18 protein-coding genes are annotated in these 20,118 nt (G+C 46.9%); 12 read left to right on the top strand and 6 right to left on the bottom strand.

Features of this window, described 5'->3' with window-relative positions; all coding sequences use genetic code 11:
- Positions 1 to 143 precede the first annotated feature (143 nt).
- The gene (locus HFD99_RS06525; protein ID WP_025364332.1) at positions 144 to 1,058 is read right to left on the bottom strand and encodes a TIGR01777 family oxidoreductase; all 915 of its coding nucleotides are present in this window, start codon (positions 1,056 to 1,058) and stop codon (positions 144 to 146) included.
- Positions 1,059 to 1,353: 295 nt separating this feature from the next.
- Here HFD99_RS06525 and HFD99_RS06520 point away from each other — a divergent pair, with 295 nt between their 5' ends.
- The 4 genes from HFD99_RS06520 to ppnP all read left to right on the top strand — a co-directional run bounded on the left by HFD99_RS06520 (position 1,354) and on the right by ppnP (position 6,459).
- Entirely contained in the window at positions 1,354 to 2,481 is a 1,128-nt protein-coding gene (locus tag HFD99_RS06520; protein WP_016820676.1) for a deoxyribonuclease IV, read from the top strand.
- 22 nt (positions 2,482 to 2,503) lie between these two features.
- Positions 2,504 to 3,403, top strand: a complete 900-nt coding sequence (gene purU / locus HFD99_RS06515; RefSeq protein WP_025364333.1) for a formyltetrahydrofolate deformylase — start codon at positions 2,504 to 2,506, stop codon at positions 3,401 to 3,403.
- A 405-nt stretch (positions 3,404 to 3,808) separates the two neighbouring features.
- Positions 3,809 to 5,854 (top strand): transketolase, encoded by a 2,046-nt coding sequence (gene tkt, locus HFD99_RS06510; protein WP_123796921.1) that lies wholly within the window; start codon positions 3,809 to 3,811, stop codon positions 5,852 to 5,854.
- A gap of 290 nt (positions 5,855 to 6,144) precedes the next feature.
- Positions 6,145 to 6,459, top strand: a complete 315-nt coding sequence (ppnP, locus tag HFD99_RS06505; RefSeq protein WP_016820673.1) for a pyrimidine/purine nucleoside phosphorylase — start codon at positions 6,145 to 6,147, stop codon at positions 6,457 to 6,459.
- A gap of 108 nt (positions 6,460 to 6,567) precedes the next feature.
- Here ppnP and HFD99_RS06500 read toward each other — a convergent pair whose 3' ends face one another.
- Positions 6,568 to 7,467 carry an NAD(P)-dependent oxidoreductase gene (locus HFD99_RS06500; protein WP_123796922.1) on the bottom strand — a complete coding sequence of 300 codons (900 nt, stop codon included), beginning with the start codon at positions 7,465 to 7,467 and terminating at the stop codon, positions 6,568 to 6,570.
- A gap of 251 nt (positions 7,468 to 7,718) precedes the next feature.
- On the opposite strand from HFD99_RS06500, the gene HFD99_RS06495 reads away from it, so the two are divergent.
- From HFD99_RS06495 to HFD99_RS06485, 3 genes are all read left to right on the top strand, one after another.
- The gene (locus HFD99_RS06495) at positions 7,719 to 9,074 is read left to right on the top strand and encodes a glucose-6-phosphate isomerase (RefSeq protein WP_013369975.1); all 1,356 of its coding nucleotides are present in this window, start codon (positions 7,719 to 7,721) and stop codon (positions 9,072 to 9,074) included.
- A 147-nt stretch (positions 9,075 to 9,221) separates the two neighbouring features.
- Entirely contained in the window at positions 9,222 to 9,854 is a 633-nt protein-coding gene (locus HFD99_RS06490) for a YigZ family protein (RefSeq protein ID WP_013369976.1), read from the top strand.
- 5 nt (positions 9,855 to 9,859) lie between these two features.
- Positions 9,860 to 10,441 (top strand): TetR/AcrR family transcriptional regulator, encoded by a 582-nt coding sequence (locus HFD99_RS06485; protein ID WP_016820670.1) that lies wholly within the window; start codon positions 9,860 to 9,862, stop codon positions 10,439 to 10,441.
- Positions 10,442 to 10,614: 173 nt separating this feature from the next.
- On the opposite strand, the gene HFD99_RS06480 is transcribed toward HFD99_RS06485, so the two are convergent.
- Positions 10,615 to 11,016, bottom strand: a complete 402-nt coding sequence (locus tag HFD99_RS06480; protein ID WP_013369978.1) for a secondary thiamine-phosphate synthase enzyme YjbQ — start codon at positions 11,014 to 11,016, stop codon at positions 10,615 to 10,617.
- A gap of 219 nt (positions 11,017 to 11,235) precedes the next feature.
- Between HFD99_RS06480 and HFD99_RS06475 the strand changes: the two genes are divergently transcribed.
- Positions 11,236 to 12,297, top strand: coding sequence for a sulfate/molybdate ABC transporter ATP-binding protein (locus HFD99_RS06475; RefSeq protein ID WP_167440838.1), 1,062 nt, complete (start codon positions 11,236 to 11,238; stop codon positions 12,295 to 12,297).
- A gap of 151 nt (positions 12,298 to 12,448) precedes the next feature.
- Positions 12,449 to 13,219: an MBL fold metallo-hydrolase gene (locus HFD99_RS06470; RefSeq protein ID WP_019686590.1), complete on the top strand. Its 771-nt coding sequence runs from the start codon at positions 12,449 to 12,451 to the stop codon at positions 13,217 to 13,219.
- 14 nt (positions 13,220 to 13,233) lie between these two features.
- On the opposite strand, the gene HFD99_RS06465 is transcribed toward HFD99_RS06470, so the two are convergent.
- Positions 13,234 to 14,742, bottom strand: coding sequence for an aminotransferase-like domain-containing protein (locus HFD99_RS06465; protein WP_167440837.1), 1,509 nt, complete (start codon positions 14,740 to 14,742; stop codon positions 13,234 to 13,236).
- Positions 14,743 to 14,874: 132 nt separating this feature from the next.
- Between HFD99_RS06465 and HFD99_RS06460 the strand changes: the two genes are divergently transcribed.
- Entirely contained in the window at positions 14,875 to 15,786 is a 912-nt protein-coding gene (locus HFD99_RS06460; RefSeq protein ID WP_123796924.1) for a DMT family transporter, read from the top strand.
- A gap of 138 nt (positions 15,787 to 15,924) precedes the next feature.
- Here HFD99_RS06460 and HFD99_RS06455 read toward each other — a convergent pair whose 3' ends face one another.
- Together HFD99_RS06455 and HFD99_RS06450 are read right to left on the bottom strand one after the other, a co-directional pair.
- Positions 15,925 to 16,725, bottom strand: coding sequence for a Cof-type HAD-IIB family hydrolase (locus HFD99_RS06455; protein WP_016820665.1), 801 nt, complete (start codon positions 16,723 to 16,725; stop codon positions 15,925 to 15,927).
- Positions 16,726 to 16,887: 162 nt separating this feature from the next.
- Entirely contained in the window at positions 16,888 to 17,889 is a 1,002-nt protein-coding gene (locus HFD99_RS06450) for a lipoate--protein ligase (RefSeq protein ID WP_013369984.1), read from the bottom strand.
- Positions 17,890 to 18,049: 160 nt separating this feature from the next.
- Here HFD99_RS06450 and cobD point away from each other — a divergent pair, with 160 nt between their 5' ends.
- Entirely contained in the window at positions 18,050 to 19,153 is a 1,104-nt protein-coding gene (cobD, locus tag HFD99_RS06445; RefSeq protein WP_031463134.1) for a threonine-phosphate decarboxylase CobD, read from the top strand.
- Entirely contained in the window at positions 19,143 to 20,114 is a 972-nt protein-coding gene (gene cbiB / locus HFD99_RS06440; RefSeq protein WP_123796925.1) for an adenosylcobinamide-phosphate synthase CbiB, read from the top strand. Before cobD ends, cbiB begins: the two co-directional genes overlap by 11 nt.
- Positions 20,115 to 20,118: the final 4 nt, after the last annotated feature.

Genomic DNA, 20,118 nt, shown 5'->3' with positions numbered 1-20,118 from the left:
GAAGATTATTCATAGGTCTGAAGCAAGGCAACTCAAAGATCTCAAGTTTAATTGATAGATTATGTCTAAATCAAAAATGAACCCTAAGCTAGTAGAGATACAAAAATACTATCTATTCTCCATAGAGTTCATTTTTTTTTAATTCAACGCTGCTTGTGAGGAGAATGAAGTTCCTCTAGCGCCTCCTTCAGTGAAGAATACTTAAATTTAAATCCGTGCTCCAGCGCTTTACGCGGTATTACCTTTTGGCCGTCTAATACAAGCGTACTCATCTCACCCAATAGCTTTTGAACTAGAAAGCCAGGAACGGGAAACCAGTGTGGACGACGATATACCTTAGCTACTGTTTTCCCAAATTGGTCGTTCGTCATAGGGTGTGGTGATGAAGCGTTCACTGCCCCGGAAATCTCTGGTGTATGAATGCAATACGAGATCAGACGAACGATATCGGCAATATGAATCCAACTCATCCATTGATGGCCGCTACCTATTTTTCCACCGAATCCGAAGACGTAAGGCATCTTCATGAGTGAGAATGCTCCTTTTTTTCTGTCCAGCACTAGGCTGATGCGTAACTTAATTAGACGGACATCGGCAGGGTAGGCATTGGCAGCTTCCTCCCATTGCTCAACCACCTGAGACAGAAAATCTTCCGAACGGCGCGGACTTTTTTCGTCAAATGTTTCGGTCAAGGAGGTACCATAGGCGGCAACAGCCGAAGCCTGAATGATAACTTTCGGTTTTTTTTGCAGAGCATTCAACGCTTGAGCCAACCGGGCAACGGAAAGCAGTCGTGATTGAAGAATTCTTTGTTTGGACTTGTCCGTCCAGCGCTGATTCAGCGTCTCACCTGCTAAATTAACGACCGCATCTGTACCTTCTAGTAATTCAGGCTTTTGTTTTAATTCGTTCCAGCTCATATACTGCAAGCGGGGGCTCGCTTCGTGTCCAACCAGCGGCTTGCGGGTAATGACTTTCACCGTATATCCGTCATCTAGCAAGCTTTTGACCAGCGCACTCCCCACCAATCCAGTTCCTCCGCATACGATGATGTTCATGGAGTCAGTTCCCCTTCCAATTCGAAAAAATAGTTCTGTTATAAAATATAACCCTTTTTGATACAAAAGCTTCATATTGAACATATCTGTGTACGCTGAGAAGGTCCATTCACGCTTTAATCTACCTACATTTCAATAACATATATTCTGATGTGCACTATGTCTGTATGTTCCATAAAGGGAGTCATTTAAAAAAGTTGCCATAAACGCTATGTTGTTTGATTTCAATAATCACGTTAAAATGATTAAATTAAAATAAGACAAGCATATCAGGATAGGGGGATGAATCAAAATCATGCTGAAAATTGGTTCTCATGTGTCCTTCTCGGACAAGGGTCTGCTCAGCGCTACAAAAGAAGCGTCTTCTTACGGGTCCAGCTCGTTTATGATATACACGGGGGCACCTCAAAACACGCGCCGTAAGCCGATGGAGTCCATGTATTTGGAGGAAGGCAAGCAGCTAATGGCGGAAAAGGGAATGGAAGATATCGTGGTGCATGCTCCATATATCATCAATCTCGGTTCCTACAAAGAAAATACCTATGAGCTTGCAGTCAGTTTTCTACAGGAGGAAATTCGGCGCACACATGCGATTGGTGTGAAAAATATCGTGCTGCATCCGGGGGCTTTTACAGATAAAGATGCAGAGTACGGAATTGGACGCATTGCTGATGGTTTGAACGAGGTACTGAACGGTGTGAAGGAGACAGATGTCAATATTGCACTTGAAACGATGGCAGGCAAGGGCACAGAAATGGGTCGTAGCTTTGAGGAAATTGCCTCCATTATAGATAAAGTAGAGCGCAACGAGCGTCTAACGGTTTGTATGGATACCTGTCACATTCATGATGCGGGTTATGACATTGTCAATGATTTGGACGGTGTACTGGAGCAATTTGACCGTATTGTCGGCTTGGATCGCATCGCAGTTGTCCACATTAATGACAGCAAAAATCCAGTTGGTGCGCATAAAGACCGCCATACACCGATTGGATCGGGCTGGATTGGTTATCAAACTATTCATAACGTGGTACATCATGAAGCACTTCAGGGACGTCCGTTTATTTTGGAGACGCCGTGGATCGGGAAAGAAGCCAAAACTCAACGACCAATGTATGAGGTTGAGATTGCCTTGCTTCGCGGAAATGTAAAGGAACGCTTTGGAGATGAGTTTTTGAGTCAGGTGGAACAGTTGCATTCGTTTTTCAAAAAACAGGATGTGGATGTCCGTGAATTTGTACTGGATACCTGGACTCTGCTGAAAAATGATGCTAAAGCAAGAAAAGCAGATCCACGTGAGCCGCTGGAGCGTCTGTATGACATGATAATGGAAGCAGCACTCTTTCCAGAGATGAGCGAAGAACACATTAATCAACGGTTGATTGCCTGGTTTGCCGGTAGTCATCTGCCTGTGACGGTATAAGATAAGGGGGACTAATAGCCACATGGAAATTCACGTAAAACATCAGCCAAACAGCACTGTATCTACACATGAAAACCGTGCGCGCATGCTTGTATCTTGTCCAGATGGGCCAGGTATTGTAGCGACCGTGTCCCGCTTTTTGTACGAGCATGGGGCCAATATTGTCCAATCTGACCAATATACAATGGACCCGTCCGGCGGTATGTTTTTTATGCGGATTGAATTTGATTTGCCTAATTTGAGTGCAGCTCAGTCACAATTGGAGCAGGACTTTGTCGCTGTTGCCGAGCAATTCCGTATGGAGTGGACGATTTCTGCGGTCAGCCGCAAGAAAAAATTGGCTATTTTCGTTTCCAAAGAAGATCACTGTTTGGTAGAATTGCTGTGGCAGTGGCAGGCAGGGGACCTGGATGCGGATATTTCACTGGTGGTTAGTAATCATCCGGATATGAAGGAGTATGTGGAATCCTTTGGCATTCCGTATCACCATATACCAGTGACAGCCGACACGAAGCCAGAGGCAGAGCGTCGTCAGCTAGAGGTCATTGGCGAAGAGATTGACGTGATCATTTTGGCCCGGTATATGCAGATTATTTCGCCTAAGTTTATTGAGCATTACCGCAACCGGATTATCAATATCCATCATTCCTTTTTACCTGCATTCGTGGGTGGCAAGCCGTATGCCCAAGCTTATAATCGCGGTGTGAAAATTATTGGTGCTACTGCGCATTATGTAACCGAAGAATTGGACGGTGGTCCGATCATTGAGCAGGACGTGCAGCGGGTGAGCCACGGAGATGATGTAAATGAGCTAAAACGGATCGGTCGCACGATTGAACGGGTCGTGTTGGCAAGAGCCGTGAAGTGGCATACAGAGGATCGTATATTGGTTCATGAGAACAAAACGGTCGTTTTTAATTGAACTTAACAATTTCAAATTCATGAAAACTTGTGAGTTTACATGTCAGATTAAACAAAGCCCATTGCATAATGGGCTTTGTTTTTTTGTGTGGGGTAGGTATTTGCATTATATCTGGAACCTATAAAAATTTTTTTGCGATTTCTTTATTTTTTAAATGATGTTAATACATAACGGGTATATTGATATGAGGGCTGTACTACAATTCGACCATTTCGACAATCATTTTATAAACGATCTGGCAAACTTTCACGGCAAATGGTACAATACTTAAGAATGTATAAGTCATATTGAAACATTCAAGCAGATTCACTCACTTCGATAGCCCTGTTTCTATATCGGACGGGAGCATTGGAGAGTATGACGGAATGCAATTGACATACTTTATACAATATGAGGAGGCAAACCATGACTGACCAGAATCAAGCGATTCAAAAGGATGAAAACTCCACCATTGACAATTTGTCCATCACAACGATCCGTACGTTGGCAATTGATGCCATCGAGAAAGCGAATTCGGGACACCCTGGTATGCCGATGGGCTCCGCGCCAATGGGCTACCAACTTTTTGCTAAAACAATGAACCATAACCCAAATCACCCAACATGGGTGAACCGTGACCGTTTTGTACTGTCTGCAGGACACGGTTCTATGTTGCTATACAGCCTTCTTCACCTGAGCGGATATGATCTACCTATGGAAGAGCTGAAGCAATTCCGTCAATGGGGCAGCCTTACACCGGGTCACCCTGAGTTTGGACACACTGCTGGTGTAGATGCTACAACTGGACCTCTGGGACAAGGCTTGGCAATGTCCGTAGGTATGGCTATGGCAGAAGCACAACTGGGTGCAACATATAATAAAGATGACTTTAAAGTTGTGGATCACTTCACATATGCTATTTGCGGCGATGGCGATCTAATGGAAGGTATTTCGCATGAAGCTGCTTCGCTGGCTGGTCGCCTTCAACTGGGTAAGCTGATCGTATTGTTCGATTCCAATGATATTACACTGGATGGCAAGCTTAATCTGTCCTCTTCCGAAAGTGTTGCCAAACGCTTTGAAGCTTACAACTGGCAAGTGTTGCGCGTAGAAGATGGTAATGATCTTCCAGCGATCCAAAAAGCAATTGAAGAAGCACAAGCCGATTCGACACGTCCTACATTGATTGAAGTAAAAACAGTTATTGGTTACGGAAGCCCGAACAAACAAGGTAAAGGCGGACACGGTGGTACTCATGGTTCCCCGCTGGGATCAGAAGAAGCTAAACTGACTAAAGAATTCTACAAATGGGTATACGAAGAGGATTTCCATGTACCACAAGAGGTTCGCGAGCACTTTGCTAAAGTAAAAGAGCGCGGTATCGCAGCTAACAAAGCATGGGATGAACAATTTGCGAAATACAAAGCGGCTTACCCTGATTTGGCAGCTCAGTTTGAAACTGCTGTAAACGGCGATCTTCCAGAAGGTTGGGATCGTGACCTTCCGAAATACTCTACAGAAGACAAAGCGGTTTCAACTCGTGTAGCTTCTGGGAATGCACTGAACGGATTGGCTCCAAACGTTCCTTTCCTGACAGGCGGATCTGCTGACTTGGAAAGCTCCACAATGACACACTTGAACAACCTGACGAACTTTACGCCAGAAGACTACGCTGGCCGTAACATTTACTTCGGTATCCGCGAGTTCGGTATGGCTGCTGCGATGAACGGTATGGCGTTGCACCAAGGCGTAAAAGTATTCGGCGGTACATTCTTCGTATTTACAGATTATCTGCGTCCAGCCGTTCGTCTGGCAGCTCTGATGGGATTGCCTGTAACCTACGTTCTGACTCACGACAGTATTGCTGTTGGTGAAGATGGCCCGACTCATGAGCCGATCGAACAATTGGCTTCTCTGCGTATTATCCCGAACCTGACGGTCATTCGTCCGGCTGATGGTAATGAAACTTCTGCAGCTTGGGCTTACACGCTGGAAAACAAGAAAAACCCGGTTGCACTGGTATTGACTCGTCAAAACCTGCCAATCCTGGCTGCTACTGCTGAGCATGCACGCGAAGGTATCAAACGCGGTGCTTATGTGGTTGCAGATGCAGCAGACGGCAAACCGGTTGCTCAAATTCTGGCTACAGGCTCCGAAGTACAACTGGCTGTTAAAGCACAGGAAGCACTGGCAGAAGAAGGTATTCAAGTACGCGTTATCAGCTTCCCAAGCTGGGATCTGTTCGAAAAACAAGACAAAGCTTACAAAGATTCCGTTCTGCTGCCTGAAGTTAAAGCTCGTTTGGCTGTAGAAATGGCGTATCCACTGGGATGGGAAAAATATGTTGGCGACCAAGGCGACATTCTCGGTATCAGCACATTTGGCGCATCCGCACCTGGTGACCGTGTAATTAAGGAATACGGCTTTACAGTAGAGAATGTTGTTAGCCGTGTCAAAGCTTTGTTGAAATAAAACATTGGAGCATCAGCAATTAGGAAGAGTTTGTCCATAAAGCAATGATCGTGTATTGCTGGCAAACGACTTACCTGCTGTGGCAATCCATGTATCACAAACAGTCGTAACCTGAGTAAGGCTTACGGCTGTTTGTTTCATACATTTGTTTTTTGCGATAAAATGTCTTTGAATTATCAGTGGATAGAGTACGCAGATACAGTGTGTATTTTCGTACTGAAGCTGGAATCCAAATTATGTTATGATGCACCATATTCATTCACCATTGAGAGCAGATGAGGGGATAACGAATGACACAGTTCGATGGAGTAAGCGTAGTTAAAAAAGCAAATGTTTATTACGATGGTCAGGTTACAAGCCGCACAGTTATCCTAGGTGATGGTAGTAAGGTAACACTGGGGATTATGTTGCCGGGAACATACGAGTTCGGTACGGATTCCCGTGAGATTATGGAGATTTTGGCAGGGGACCTGAGAGTGATGCTTCCAGGTACTGAGGAATGGCTGGAGATACATGGCACATCGACCTTCCATGTACCTGCGAAGTCTTCCTTCAAGCTGGAAGTACGAAGTGTAACGGATTATTGCTGTTCTTATCCGGAATAATGAGCTGAAAAGGGTAAGAGCACTCAAGCTACAAGCCGAGTGTTCTTACCCTAAAGCTGTGTTATAAATACAAACACACAGCAGCATGGTTACAAAGAAAAGTACAGCTTACTCAAGAGGCTGACCACCAATGGTGCGGCCAATCCATGCTTCGTATGTCTTTACAACAGCAGATAGATCCTCATCGCCATAGCCTTGTGTTTGTCCGGCTTGAAACAAGCTTTTGGCAATGGACAACATAGGCGTAGGGATGGACAGGCTGTCTGTTAGTGAGGCAGCGAGCTTCAAATCCTTGAGCATCAGGGCAAGTGAGAATTGGTTGCTAAAATCATGCTCGATGATTTTGCGCCCTTTCAGGTCAGCGGCCTTGCTACCTGCCGATCCGAGCTGTACCAATTCTAGGAAGCTGTCTGCTGGAATGCCGGATTTAGCCGCGATGGCAAAGCCTTCAGCCAGAGCGAGGTTATTTATACCGACCATCGTATTGTGAGCGAGCTTGGCCACGGCCCCGCTACCATTTGGTCCCATATGGAGCACCTTTTTGCCCAAGGTATCAAAAACATCTGATTGTGCCGCAATCGTTTCTGCATGACCGCCGACCATGAACACGAGTGTTCCATCTACAGCGGCAGGCTTGCTGCCTGTTACGGGGGCATCAATGAAGGAGCAGCCCAGCTTGTCCGCTTCGACGGCCAATTGTTTGACCAGCTCAGGTGAAATTGTGCTGTTGTCCATCACGGTCATACCAGCCGTAAGACCAGCAAACACACCGTCCTGACCGTAATACACGTCACGTATTGATTGATCATCGCTGACCATGGTAATGACCAGGTGCTGCCCTTCGGCCGCTTCACGAGGGGTCGAAGCTGCATGTGCGCCTTGCTCTACCAAGGGCTCGCAGCGCGAAGCGGTACGATTATAAACTGTGACTCCGAATCCCTGCTTTAGCAGATTGGATGCCATCGGGGCGCCCATCGTGCCCAGTCCGATAAATCCGATGTTTTTCATTGCTAATCACCTTTCTTGTTGGAAGTTGCCGTCCGATGCAGATGCGAGTTCGGCTTGAATTGAATATTGAAACAGATTGCTCTCAGTTCATTGTAGCATGGGCATGCTACCCTATCTACAGCAGGGTCTGTCGAGGCACAGGACACACAGGTAACGCAAGCTTGTCAGGCTCAGCAAATTAAAGTATCCTATTCCTAAGTCCTTATGTTCGTATTCATGGTCTTAGTAATACCAAACAGGAGGTTCCAAACATGTCTAAAAAAGTTATTTTTGATTACACTAAAGCGCTCTCCTTTGTAGGGCAGCACGAAATTGATTATTTTGCAGAGCCCATCAAGTTGGCTCATGAGCAACTGCACAATCAAACAGGTGTAGGTTCCGATTTCTTGGGTTGGATTGACCTGCCTACCAATTATGATAAAGAAGAATTTGCGCGCATCCAAAAGGCTGCTGCTAAAATTCAAAGCGATTCCGAGGTATTGATTGTAATCGGTATTGGCGGTTCTTACCTTGGAGCACGTGCTGCGATTGAAATGCTGTCGCATTCTTTCTACAATGCGCTGCCTAAAGACCAACGCAAGGGTCCAGCTATCTATTTTGCAGGCAACAACATCAGCTCTACATATGTGAATCATCTGTTGGAACTGATTGAAGGAAAAGACTTCTCTGTGAATGTCATCTCCAAATCAGGTACAACAACCGAGCCAGCTATCGCTTTCCGCGTATTCCGTGCGGCTCTTGAGAAAAAATATGGTAAAGAAGAAGCGCGCAAACGTATTTACGCTACAACGGATAAAGAACGTGGTGCTCTGAAAAAGCTCGCTAACGAGGAAGGCTATGAATCCTTCATTATTCCTGATGATGTGGGTGGCCGTTACTCCGTGCTGACAGCAGTAGGCTTGTTGCCGATTGCTACAGCAGGCATCAACATTGAGGAAATGATGCAAGGTGCAGCAGACGCTTCCAAAGAATACAGCAACCCGAATGTAGCTGAGAACGAGGCTTACCAATATGCAGCCGTTCGTAACGCTTTGTACCGCAAAGGTAAAGCAATTGAAATTCTCGTAAACTATGAGCCGTCTTTGCATTTCGTATCCGAGTGGTGGAAACAGCTGTACGGAGAAAGCGAAGGCAAGGATTATAAAGGTATTTATCCAGCTTCTGTTGACTTCTCGACAGACCTGCACTCTATGGGACAATTCATTCAGGAAGGCAGCCGTAACATTTTCGAAACGGTAATCCAAGTAGAAAATGTACCTAGTCACATCACCATCGAAGCAGATGAGGATGATCTGGATGGACTGAATTTCCTGGCAGGCAAAACAGTGGATTTTGTAAACAAAAAAGCATTCCAAGGTACATTGCTGGCTCACACAGACGGACAAGTACCAAACCTGATTGTAAATATTCCTGACTTGAGCCCTTACTCCTTTGGCTACCTTGCTTATTTCTTCGAAAAGGCTTGCGGTATCAGCGGCTACCTGTTGGGCGTAAATCCGTTCGATCAACCGGGCGTAGAAGCTTACAAAAAGAACATGTTTGCGCTGCTCGGCAAACCGGGCTTCGAAAAAGAAAAAGCTGAGCTTGAAGCGAGATTGTCTGAATAAGGGAACTATAATTTCTGATTCGAAACAGGCTTTCGGTCTGAAGCGTTATAGTGTATAGCATCAATTAAGTATAGGAAAGCAGTTCGCCAGCTGCCAGAAGCGGGGAACTGCTTTCTTGTAAAATGAAGTAAGGAAGGTTATACGTGTATGTTGGAACAATACCGAACCGTACGCGGTGCCGGCAACAAGGAAATTGTAATCCGAAAATCCCGTTTTATCGGCCATATTCAGCCTGTTCAAACTGAGGAAGAAGCAGTTGCTTTTATAGAGCGCATCAAAAAAGAGCATTGGAATGCTACCCATAATTGTTCGGCCTATATGATTGGGGAAAGAGACGAAATCCAAAAGCAATCGGATGACGGAGAACCGAGCGGGACGGCGGGTAAGCCCATTTTGGAGGTCATCCGCAATCAGAAGCTGAAAAATGTCGCCATTGTGGTTACCCGTTACTTTGGCGGAATTTTGCTGGGAGCAGGCGGACTGATTCGCGCGTACTCAGACGGTGCTGTTGCAGCTATCGAGGCAGGGGATGCGATTACACGTGTGCTGCATCGTGAAGTTTTTGTGGAATTGGATTATACTTGGTTGGGCAAAGTGGAAAATGAATTACGCAATCGCAGCATCCGTACCGGAGAAACGATGTTTACGGATAAAGTTACCTTAACCTGTCTGCCGCTGGCTGGTGATGCGGAATCCTTCTGCAACTGGATAACCGACTTGACACAGGGACAATCGCTTGTGTCGGAGGGAGAGCAGCTTTACTTTATTGAAGGGGAATAAATAATATGGCTAGAAGAGCAGTAGAACAGGAGTTGTCAAGAGGGCGGATTCTGGAAGCGGCCAGGCACTTGTTTATCACCAAGGGCTACCGTGCGATTTCAATGCGCAGCATTGGCCAGCATCTGGGTTACAGTCATGGTTCGTTATACTATCATTTTAAAGAGAAGGCTGAACTGTTCTACGCCATTGTGATTGAAGATTTCAATACATTGCGTGGGATTCTACTGCAAGCAGCAACAGGCACGCCTGATGATGGCTTGAGCAGGCTGGAGTACCTGATGCTGGAATATATCCGTTTTGGCTTGGAAAATCCATATCAGTACGAAATTATGTTCATGATGCACGATGAAGAGCTCTTTGCATACTGTCGGACAGAGCAAAACCGTTGTGTGGAATTATTTGCGTCTATGATTCGCCAGGAATTGAATGGTCAGGGACATTCGGAGGAAGAATGCTCAAGAGTACCGAAAAGTCTGTTTTTATCCATGCATGGCTTTGTGTCATTTTATATTCAGGACGGTTTAACATTTGAAGAGATCAGGCCCGCTGCTTTAGCACATGTAAAGCTGCTGTGCAGACACCTATGAGCGTACCTGCATTCATACGCTTCAGCCATGAACATGTAGGGCGCTTTTTTGGGTGTTTGCACTTCATGACGGTGACTTATCATTACGGTACTTTGCGAAAGCGACTAAGAATTTAACAGACGATGATGTATCCAGAGGGAGAACATCATCGTCTGTTTTTTTGCATGCCTCCGTTAGCCCTTCATAATTTTCACATGGTATTGGCGTCTGCGTGGGCCGTCGAATTCACAAAAATAAAGACCCTGCCATCGTCCAAGCAACAGCTTTCCATCATGAATGATAACTGTTTGTGATGGGCCTGTTGTAATGGATTTTAGGTGGGATGCCGTATTTCCCTCCATATGACGATATTGGGGATGTTCCCAGGGATAAACCTCATCCAGCCTTAAAATGACATCATGTTTGACATCTGGGTCGGCATTTTCATTAATGGCGATGCCGGCTGTCGTGTGTGGACAATAAATTAGAGCTGTTCCTTGCTGCACCCCGCTTTTTTCGATGAGTGCTGCAACCTCACGTGTAATATCACGCATTTCATCTCGCCGTGTAGTGGATAATTCAAAAGTATGCAACATAAATCCATCTCCTTTCTATGTATTACTTTACCCTTTTCATTCTTAAGATAATATATAGAGTTGACGAAAATTACTTTCCTTTGATAAAGTATCACATAAGAAAAACAAAGTAAGTTTATTGGAATAATTGAATGTTTTCAAATGAGGTGCGTGCTTTGCGATAAGCAAGGCTGCTGCTGTTCCTGAACTGGTCCAGAAGCGGAAAGGAAGTGTACGGATATGCATGTGGAAGTAAGAGGATTAAACAAGCATTTCGGTAATTTTCATGCGGTAAAGGACGTATCTTTTGATATTCAGACGGGCCATCTTATTGGTTTGCTCGGTCCAAGCGGCGGAGGGAAAACCTCCATTCTTCGCATTTTGGCGGGGCTGGAGCAACCGGATGCAGGAGAGATCCGCTTTCACGGAAAAAGGGTAAACGAGCTGACACCACAGGAGCGTGGAATCGGATTTGTATTTCAAAACTATGCTTTGTTTAAGCATATGAGCGTGTACGACAATATTGCCTTTGGTTTGAAAGTGAAAAAAAGCTCCAAAACCCGCATCAAGGAAAGGGTCACTGAGCTGGTCGAACTCACGGGGCTCAAAGGCTTTGAGCATCGTTATCCGCATCAGTTGTCAGGTGGACAGCGACAGCGGGTTGCTTTTGCGCGTGCTTTGGCACCGGAGCCTCAACTACTGCTGCTGGATGAGCCATTTGCGGCTATTGACGCCAAGATTCGTCAGGAGCTGCGCACCTGGTTGCGAGAGTTGATTGAGCGGGTAGGTATTACCTCCATTTTCGTCACCCATGATCAGGACGAGGCGATTGAAGTAGCGGATGAGATTATGGTGATTAATCAAGGACGGCTGGAGCAGAAGGGAACGCCTTGGGATATTTATAAAAAACCGGGGACTCCGTTTGTAGCTTCTTTTATTGGGGAATCCACGGTGATTGAACAGGCGGGTAGTCTCAGAGGCTTCGAGGAAGCTGCCGGAGTGGGAACACGTGCCTTGATTCGTCCGGAGTACATTGATGTCGGACCTAGTGAGGAATTTGCGTTGCTGTCGGCGACCGAGGAAGGCATTGTGAAGCATTTACATTTCCGCGGGAGTGAATGGATGGTTGAAGTACAGGTCGGGGACCAGCGTCTCATGACATACCGTTCATTGGAGAAGTCTACGCTGGAACCTGGTCAGCAGGTGCGAGTGTTGGTGCATCGGGCCTATCTATATAATGAAGAGTCCAGCTGGATGGTGGAAAATCGCCTGAAGGAAGACCCCATGCCTATCATCATTTGAAAATAAAACGATCACATACAAGGGGGGTGTCTGGCCTGTTTTACGGCTTTGGACATGCTCCTTTTGTCGTTGGTCGCTGGGGTGATTTACGCAGGCTTGATATGTTCGTTATAATAGGAGTAAAAACACCCAGATAGATAGGAGTTAAATCATGAATCGGCTTATTTTTCTTGGCACAGGGGATGCAATGGGGGTTCCGCGTGTATATTGTGATTGTCTCGTGTGCACAGAGGCCCGCACGATAGGAACGAATGTAAGGTTGAGATCGTCTGTGCTGATCGAAAGCGAGACAGAGGATTTTATGATTGATTGTGGCCCCGACTGGCGTAGACAGTTAGAATTGCGCAGTTTGCGTTTTATTCCTACGATCCTCGTGACACATGCACATTTTGATCATATTGGAGGATTGCCAGAATGGGCGGATGCCTGTCGCTGGACCGGTAATAGAGGGCGCTTGTTCGCTCCACAGGAAGTGATCGATACGATCTTACGTCAATTTTCCTGGCTCCCTGGAAACCTGGATCTTATTCCAGTAGATCAGGGAGTCCAACTTGGCGGGTGGAATATCCGAGGATGGCGTGTGAATCATGGGAAGAACGGATATGCTTACGCTTATCGTTTGGAAAAAGACGGCTTCTCATGGGCCTACTGTTCGGATTCGATTGGACTGAATGAGGCGGAAATTTTACCTTTACATAATCTGAATTTACTCGTGCTGGGGACGAGCTTTTACCATGAGGAAGCGGAGTATACCACCCGCTCGGTATATGACATGCTGGAGGCTCAGGAACTTGTAGGAAGACTGAAGCCCGGAAGCACGGTGTTTACACATATGTCCCATGATGTGGATATCACATACAACTACGGGTTGCTGGAAGGGATCAGTTTGGCACATACAGGCATGAGTTTGCCGTTAGAATAACGATGGTTTTACCTTTACATCGTTCGACTGATGCGTAGAAGTGTGGAGATCCCTTCTTTGATTTGCAGCTCATTGGCGTATGAATAGGACAACCGTATATGCGTTTTACCCTCTGCACCGATGGGATCAAATACATTGCCTGGGACAAAGGAAACGGACTCTTGTATACTTTTGGCAAGCAGCTCATTAGGTTGTATCGTAGAAGGTAGCTGGAGCCACAGGTTGAGTCCTCCCGCCGGGCTGGTCCATGTCCAGCCGGAATCGCGGAGACTGGTCTCCATCGTTTCCTTACGAATCTGGAGCGCAATACATAGCTTTTTAATATGCTGCTGCATACGTGGGGATTGAAAGTATTGTAAAAACAGCTTTTGATTCAGCAGCGGCGATCCGTTGTCCACTAGCGCTTTGACGCTCAGTAGACTGTCCATGAGCTGAGGCCTACAGGTTACGGCTGCGATTCGCAGACCGGGTGCGACATATTTGCTGTAGCTGCGAATATAGACGACGCTCCCCGAGATATCATAGGAGAAAATCGGAGAAGGCGGCTTTCGCCCAAAGCTGATATCATAGGTGCTGTCATCCTCGACAATAAGACAGCCGTAGCGCTCAGCCAGTTCGGGCAGACGTTTGCGCTGCTCATCGGGGATCGTAAAGCCGGTCGGATTGTGAAAGGTCGGATTCATATAAAAGAGACGCGGTTTTTCCGTTTTCAGGCACCATTCAATCTGATCCATATCATAACCTTCCGGCCGTATATCAGTTACAGTCAGGCGGGCGCCTTGTCTACGGAATATTTCCATGGCGGGGCCATAGACCGGACGTTCGATTAATACACGGTCTCCTGTACGGATCAGAGATCGGGAAACCAAATCGATGGCTTGCTGTGCGCCGGAGGTAATCAGTACTTCGTCCGTTGATACTGCAAAATGCTTATCTGTGCTAAAATGCTGCGCCATGGCATCACGAAGCTCAGCGTCTCCTTGTACAGAAGAATAGGTAGCTGCGATTTTTGGATGCTTTTCAAACACCTGCATCATTAATTCTCTCCAGTATCGGTTAGGCAGGAGAGAGGGATCAATCAGGGCCTTGGAAAATTGGAAGTCTGCGTTCACGGCATGAACCTGGGTGAGTCCATCCAGCCCCCTCCAGACGGAAACAGACGGATCGTCTGCCATGTAAGTGGATTCCGATTGGAAGATCCGCTTTGTGGATGATCGTTCCGAATAGGCAGTACATATTCCCAATTCTGCTGCATGGGAAGCATGAGCGTAATATCCCGATTTATCTTTTACATAGATGCGTCCTTGTTGCTTTAACTCCTGATAAGCCCGGAATACGGTTAACCGATGCACACCCAGTTCCTGAGCCAGACTTCGCACCGACGGCAATTTAACGTCTGCTGGCCAGTCCCCGCGCTCAATCCGCACATTTACGTAATGGACGACCTGCTCATACAGCTTTAAGCTCGGATCGGCCGAGTTATTTTCTGTTGAAAACAATAATTCGCTGTTAACCTTGCCCATGCTGTCCACGCTCCTTTGTGTGTATTGTACTATACAGCACTTCAAAAACGTATACAACTGTTCTGTGGTTGCCCATCTGTTCTGTATGTCTCCTTGTATGCTTGTGAGTAACAGAAGGGAGAGGGAAGTATCATGATTGGCATCGCCTTTACAGTTATGTGTCTTATTTTTGGCACCACATTTTTGGCTATCAAAGTGGGAGTGGAGGCCGGACTTCCGCCGTTCTTATCGGCAGGAGCACGTTTTATGACAGCAGGGGCGATCTTGTTTATTGCGATGAGGCTGTCGGGAAAGGTTCGGTGGTCGTTATTATGGCGTAAGGAAATGCTGCTGATTGGGACGGGAACGACCTTCGGCACATTCTCAACACTGTATTGGGCAGAGCAATATGTCAGCTCGGGGATCGGCGCTATTTTGTCAGCCACCGGACCGATGATGATTGTGCTAATGCAGTCTGCAATACTGCGGCAAAAAACGACGAGAATTACGCTCATGGGCTGTATGATCAGCTTTCTCGGGGTCGTGTTGGTGGTATTGCCCGGCTTGACCGTTCAAGTCAGCGGCCTGTGGTTGGCAGGTTGCATAGCCATTTTGCTGGGTGAGCTATGCTATTCGGGTGGAGCCCTGTATTCCAAGCGAGTCATGGATGCATTTCGTGATACGAATCCGATTGCCTTAAATGCAGCTCAAATGTTCCATGGTGGTTGGATGCTGCTAGTACTGTCGGCTTTCACTGAGCCTTGGAATTCTGAGGGATGGAATCTGCTGCCTGCCATAGGCTCTCTGTTTTATTTGATCCTGTTTGGCTCCATGATTGCGCAAACACTATTTTACTGGCTTATGGCGCGTACGAATCCATTGTTTCCGACCACATGGCTCTATATTTCACCACCGATTGCTGTAGGCCTGGGTGCTTTTTTATATGCAGAACATGTAAGCTGGTGGATGCTGGCAGGGGTGCTGCTCATTGTGACCGGGTTGATGTGTATGAATAACGGAATCATCCGTCTAGTGAACAGGCGCAAAGTACGCTCTGCTGCCTGATATTTCGAAGTTGTTAGAATATGATGTAATATGATAGAAAAAGCCTCCAAACTGCCGTATATTACTAAACATGCGGCGTTTGGAGGCTTTGTTGTTGTAATACTTTATTTAAGTATTATGGGTACAGTCAGTTTCTGCTTATTCAACATTGAGTACAAATTTGTCGATGGCATGCTTTACACCGTCTTCGTTATTACTGCGAGTAATGTAATCAGCCAGCTTTTTTAAATCAGGAATCGCATTCTCCATCGCTATGCCAAGACCGGCACATTCCAGCATTTCATGGTCATTCCAAGAGTCGCCGATCGCAATGGTCTCCGACAGATCACAGCCAAAATGGTTTGCAAGGAAGGCAAGAGCGTGGCCCTTGGTGCCTTCATGATGCATAATTTCCAGGAAATGAGGCTTGGATTTTGTAATATGCACTTCACTGCCAAGCAATTCGCGAAGTTCGGGAATTAATTCGTCCAACACTTCCGGCTCGTCGATAATCAGCAATTTAGGAGCTGGTTGCTCTATAACTTTACTGAACACAGGCTCTACAAAATATTCCGTGTTGTTCAGCTCGGTGTAATCTTTAATTTTTTGATTATCTTCACGAGTGTACAATTTGTCATCTATATACGTTTGCAAATGCAGATTGCGTTCCACGCAGAATTCATACAGACGACGTGCAGCTACGAGTGGAACATAACGCTCATACAGCACGTTTTCGTCCAGCAGGTTTTTAACCAAAGCTCCTTGGTACGTAATGATCGGTACGTTCAACCCCGTCTGGCGTGCAATTTTGTGCGCGGAGGCATAAGCTCGTCCAGTAGCGAGAGTAACCACCACACCTTTAGCTACAGCAGCTTCCAATGCCTGTTGTGTCGCTGGAGTAACTTCTTTCTGGTCATTAATGAGAGTATCATCAATATCAATGGCAATTAATTTATACATATCGGTATTCTCTCCTTTATCTCTATCATGGGGCAATATTAAAATTGTATCTTATAATATTCAAAATGACAATATCGCATTGAAAAAGGGACGACGCCCATAAGAGCCTGTCCCCTTATAACCACTGAAGTATTGGCTTGAAACCATGGAAAAAAGTAACGCTTAGTCTTCCAGAAATACAAGTCCAACAAAGTCGTCCAGCTCAATATTACCAAAGTAATGCTTCAAATCGAGAGAGGATAAGGCTTGACGGACCTCACCTTCATCATAACGCTTGCCACGCAGGATATTTTCAATATCAGCGACATCACCTACACCGAAGAAATCCCCGTAGATTTTAATATCACGGATGTAGCCTTCCTTCAGATCCATGCGGATATCTATAATACCGACCGGGAATTTACGTGTGTGTTTGATATTGCTCTCAGGGGATAGACCGTAGTTCCAATCCCACGATTGATAGCGTTCTTTGGAAATTTCATGGATTTTAGCCCAATCCGCATCGGTGAGCTTATATTGAGGCACCTGATCCAATTCTGAGCCAAAGATGGACCGCAGCAGTTCCTCGCGAAATTGTTCTATGGTCATCTCACGGTCCATCAGTTCGCTGATGTTAGCCACGCGGCTACGGACGGATTTTGTGCTTTTGGATTTAAATTTTTCGGGATTGGCGTGCAGCGATGCAGCCACATTGTCCAGATTCAGGTTGAACATCAATGTACCATGGCTGAACATACGTCCACGTGTGGCAAATTGAGCATTTCCTGAAATTTTACGTTCTCCGACTTGCAGATCGTTGCGTCCCGTCATTTCGGCTTCTACTCCCATTTGGCGGAGGGCGTCAATCACAGGTTGCGTAAATTTGAGGAAATTATGAAAGGACTCCCCGTTATCCTTGGTAATGAAGCTGAAATTTAAGTTACCGAGATCATGATATACAGCTCCGCCGCCGGACAGGCGACGAACGACTTGAATATTGTTGTCTCTCACAAACTCAGCATTGATTTCTTCAACGGTGTTTTGATGCTTGCCTATAATAATAGAAGGCTGATTAATGTAAAACAGCAGATAGCTGTCGTCCAGCGGTAAATGCTTGAGCGCGTATTCCTCAATAGCAAGATTAATGGCTGGATCGTGTATGCCCTGGTTGTCGATGAACAGCATGTCCATTCCTCCGTATATACAAACTGTGTATTTTATGTGTGCCTCCTCCTATTGTAACCCAAGTGAGCCATGTACAAAAGCTCATTTGCATTGACGGGACGCAAAAAGCAGCCTCATAATGGAGCTAAATGATTGAAAACGGGCGAAAGGATATGAGGCAATGATAGAGGTTTACGGTCATGGCGGGGACAGGGAAACAGCTGCCGCGACATTTGGCGGAGCTGCGGCGGATTTTGTGGATTTTAGTGCAAATATTAATCCGCTTGGTCCGCCACCGGAGGTGCTTGAGGCACTGCAAAGCTCATTGGACACGGTGATTCGCTATCCTGACCCTGGGCATCGCCACTTTAAAAATATGCTGGCACGGCGGCTGCACGTTCCACCGGAGTCGCTGAGCATCGGTAACGGCGCGGCTGAAAGCATGGCTCTCTTACTATTGGGCCTGGCTCCCAAGCGTGTGGGCACAGTGGAGCCGTGTTTTTCGGAATATGCCGAGCTGGCTGGCAAATTTGGAGCCGAGATCCACCGGGTATACGGGAAGGCTTCGCTTCAATGGAAGGCAGACGTGGAGGACATCCTTCAGCTCATGGAGCAGGTAGATGTATTGTTCCTTGGGCAACCGAATAATCCGAACGGTGTGCAATATGGTGAGCAGGAGCTATATGAACTGGCAGAGGCGGCTGGCAGAACGGGTACCGTGCTGGTGGTGGATGAGGCCTTTATTGATTTTATCCCACTTGAACGGCAAATCTCACTATTGCCTGTGCTAGATCGCTATCCTCATGTGATTTTGATCCGATCGATGACCAAATTTTATGCCATTCCTGGCTTGCGATTGGGCTATGCGATTGCTCATCCGGACTATATCCGGCAAATGACGGCCAAACAGGTGACCTGGAGTGTTAATGGATTGGCGTTGCTGGCTGGAGAGGCGTGTCTGAGAAGTGGGCAAGCTTATGAGCGCCGCACACAGGAACTGATTGCGACGGAACGCAGCCGCTTGCTGACTGCTTTGGCGGAATGGGGCTGCGGTGTCGTTCCCGGCGAAGCCAATTACGTGCTAGCAAGGGCGCCGGGAACGTGGAGTTCATCGGCTATTCAGCAGGCGCTTGGACAACGTGGGATTCTTATACGTAGCTGTGCTATGTATCCTGGGCTGTCGGCGAGCCATTTTCGAATTGCAGTCAAGGACGCCGAAGCCAATAATATGCTGCTGTCCGCACTCAGTGAAGTGCTGGAGGAGGAGCAGGGGCGTGATAGTTAGCTTGATCATAATGGCAGCCTATTTGCTGGACAGGCTAATCGGCGATCCGAGATGGTTGCCGCATCCAGTCATCGCGATGGGACATGCCATTTCAGCATTGGAAAAAGCGATTCGTCGTAAGGTCCGCAGTGACCAGGGAATGAAACGTGCGGGCATGCTGCTTCCACTTATTGTGGCAGGAGGCTCCTTTGTGTTTGCCTGGGCGCTGTTGCGTGTACTTGCCTGGATTCACCCATGGTTGTCTGTCGTCGTAGAAATTGTTCTGGTTGCAACCACAATTGCTTCCAAAGGACTAAAGGACGCAGGGATGGCCGTATACCGAGCGTTGCAGGCGAATGACCTGACTGTGGCACGTCGGGAGCTAGGCATGATTGTCGGGAGGGATACGCAGCAGCTTGACGAGCCTGAAATTGTACGCGGTACCGTCGAAACAGTCGCTGAAAATATCGTGGACGCCATTATTTCCCCGCTTTTTTATGCCCTGATCGGGGGAGCTCCCTTGGCACTGGCATATCGAGCTGTAAATACGCTTGATTCGATGGTTGGCTACAAAAATGAAAAGTATCTGCATTTAGGCTGGGCCTCGGCACGTCTGGATGATGTAGCTAACTACATTCCGGCTCGCCTGACAGCAGTTATGCTTGTGATAGCGGCGTGGTTGTATCGGCTGGATGCTGCAAGAAGCTGGCGCACAGTCAAGCAGGATGCCCGTCTGCACCCAAGCCCGAACAGCGGCTTCCCCGAATCAGCAGTGGCAGGTGCCTTGGGGATTCGTCTCGGTGGCTATAACGTGTATCACGGCGTACGCTCCTTTCGGGCATATATGGGCGAAGAGATACGACCACTGGAGTCGAAGGATATCCGGCATACAATCCGGCTGATGTTCGCCGTATCCACTATGTTTGTAGGGTTGTGTTTGTTGGGAGTTGCGGGGTGTTTTGCCTTGGGATGGATGCGGTGAGGAG

The sequence above is a fragment of the Paenibacillus sp. EKM301P genome (assembly GCF_011800295.1).
In the GTDB taxonomy this organism is placed as follows: Bacteria; Bacillota; Bacilli; order Paenibacillales; family Paenibacillaceae; genus Paenibacillus; species Paenibacillus polymyxa.
The sequence above is the reverse complement of the archived record's forward strand: the minus strand, read 5'-3'. Positions and strand labels throughout refer to the sequence as shown.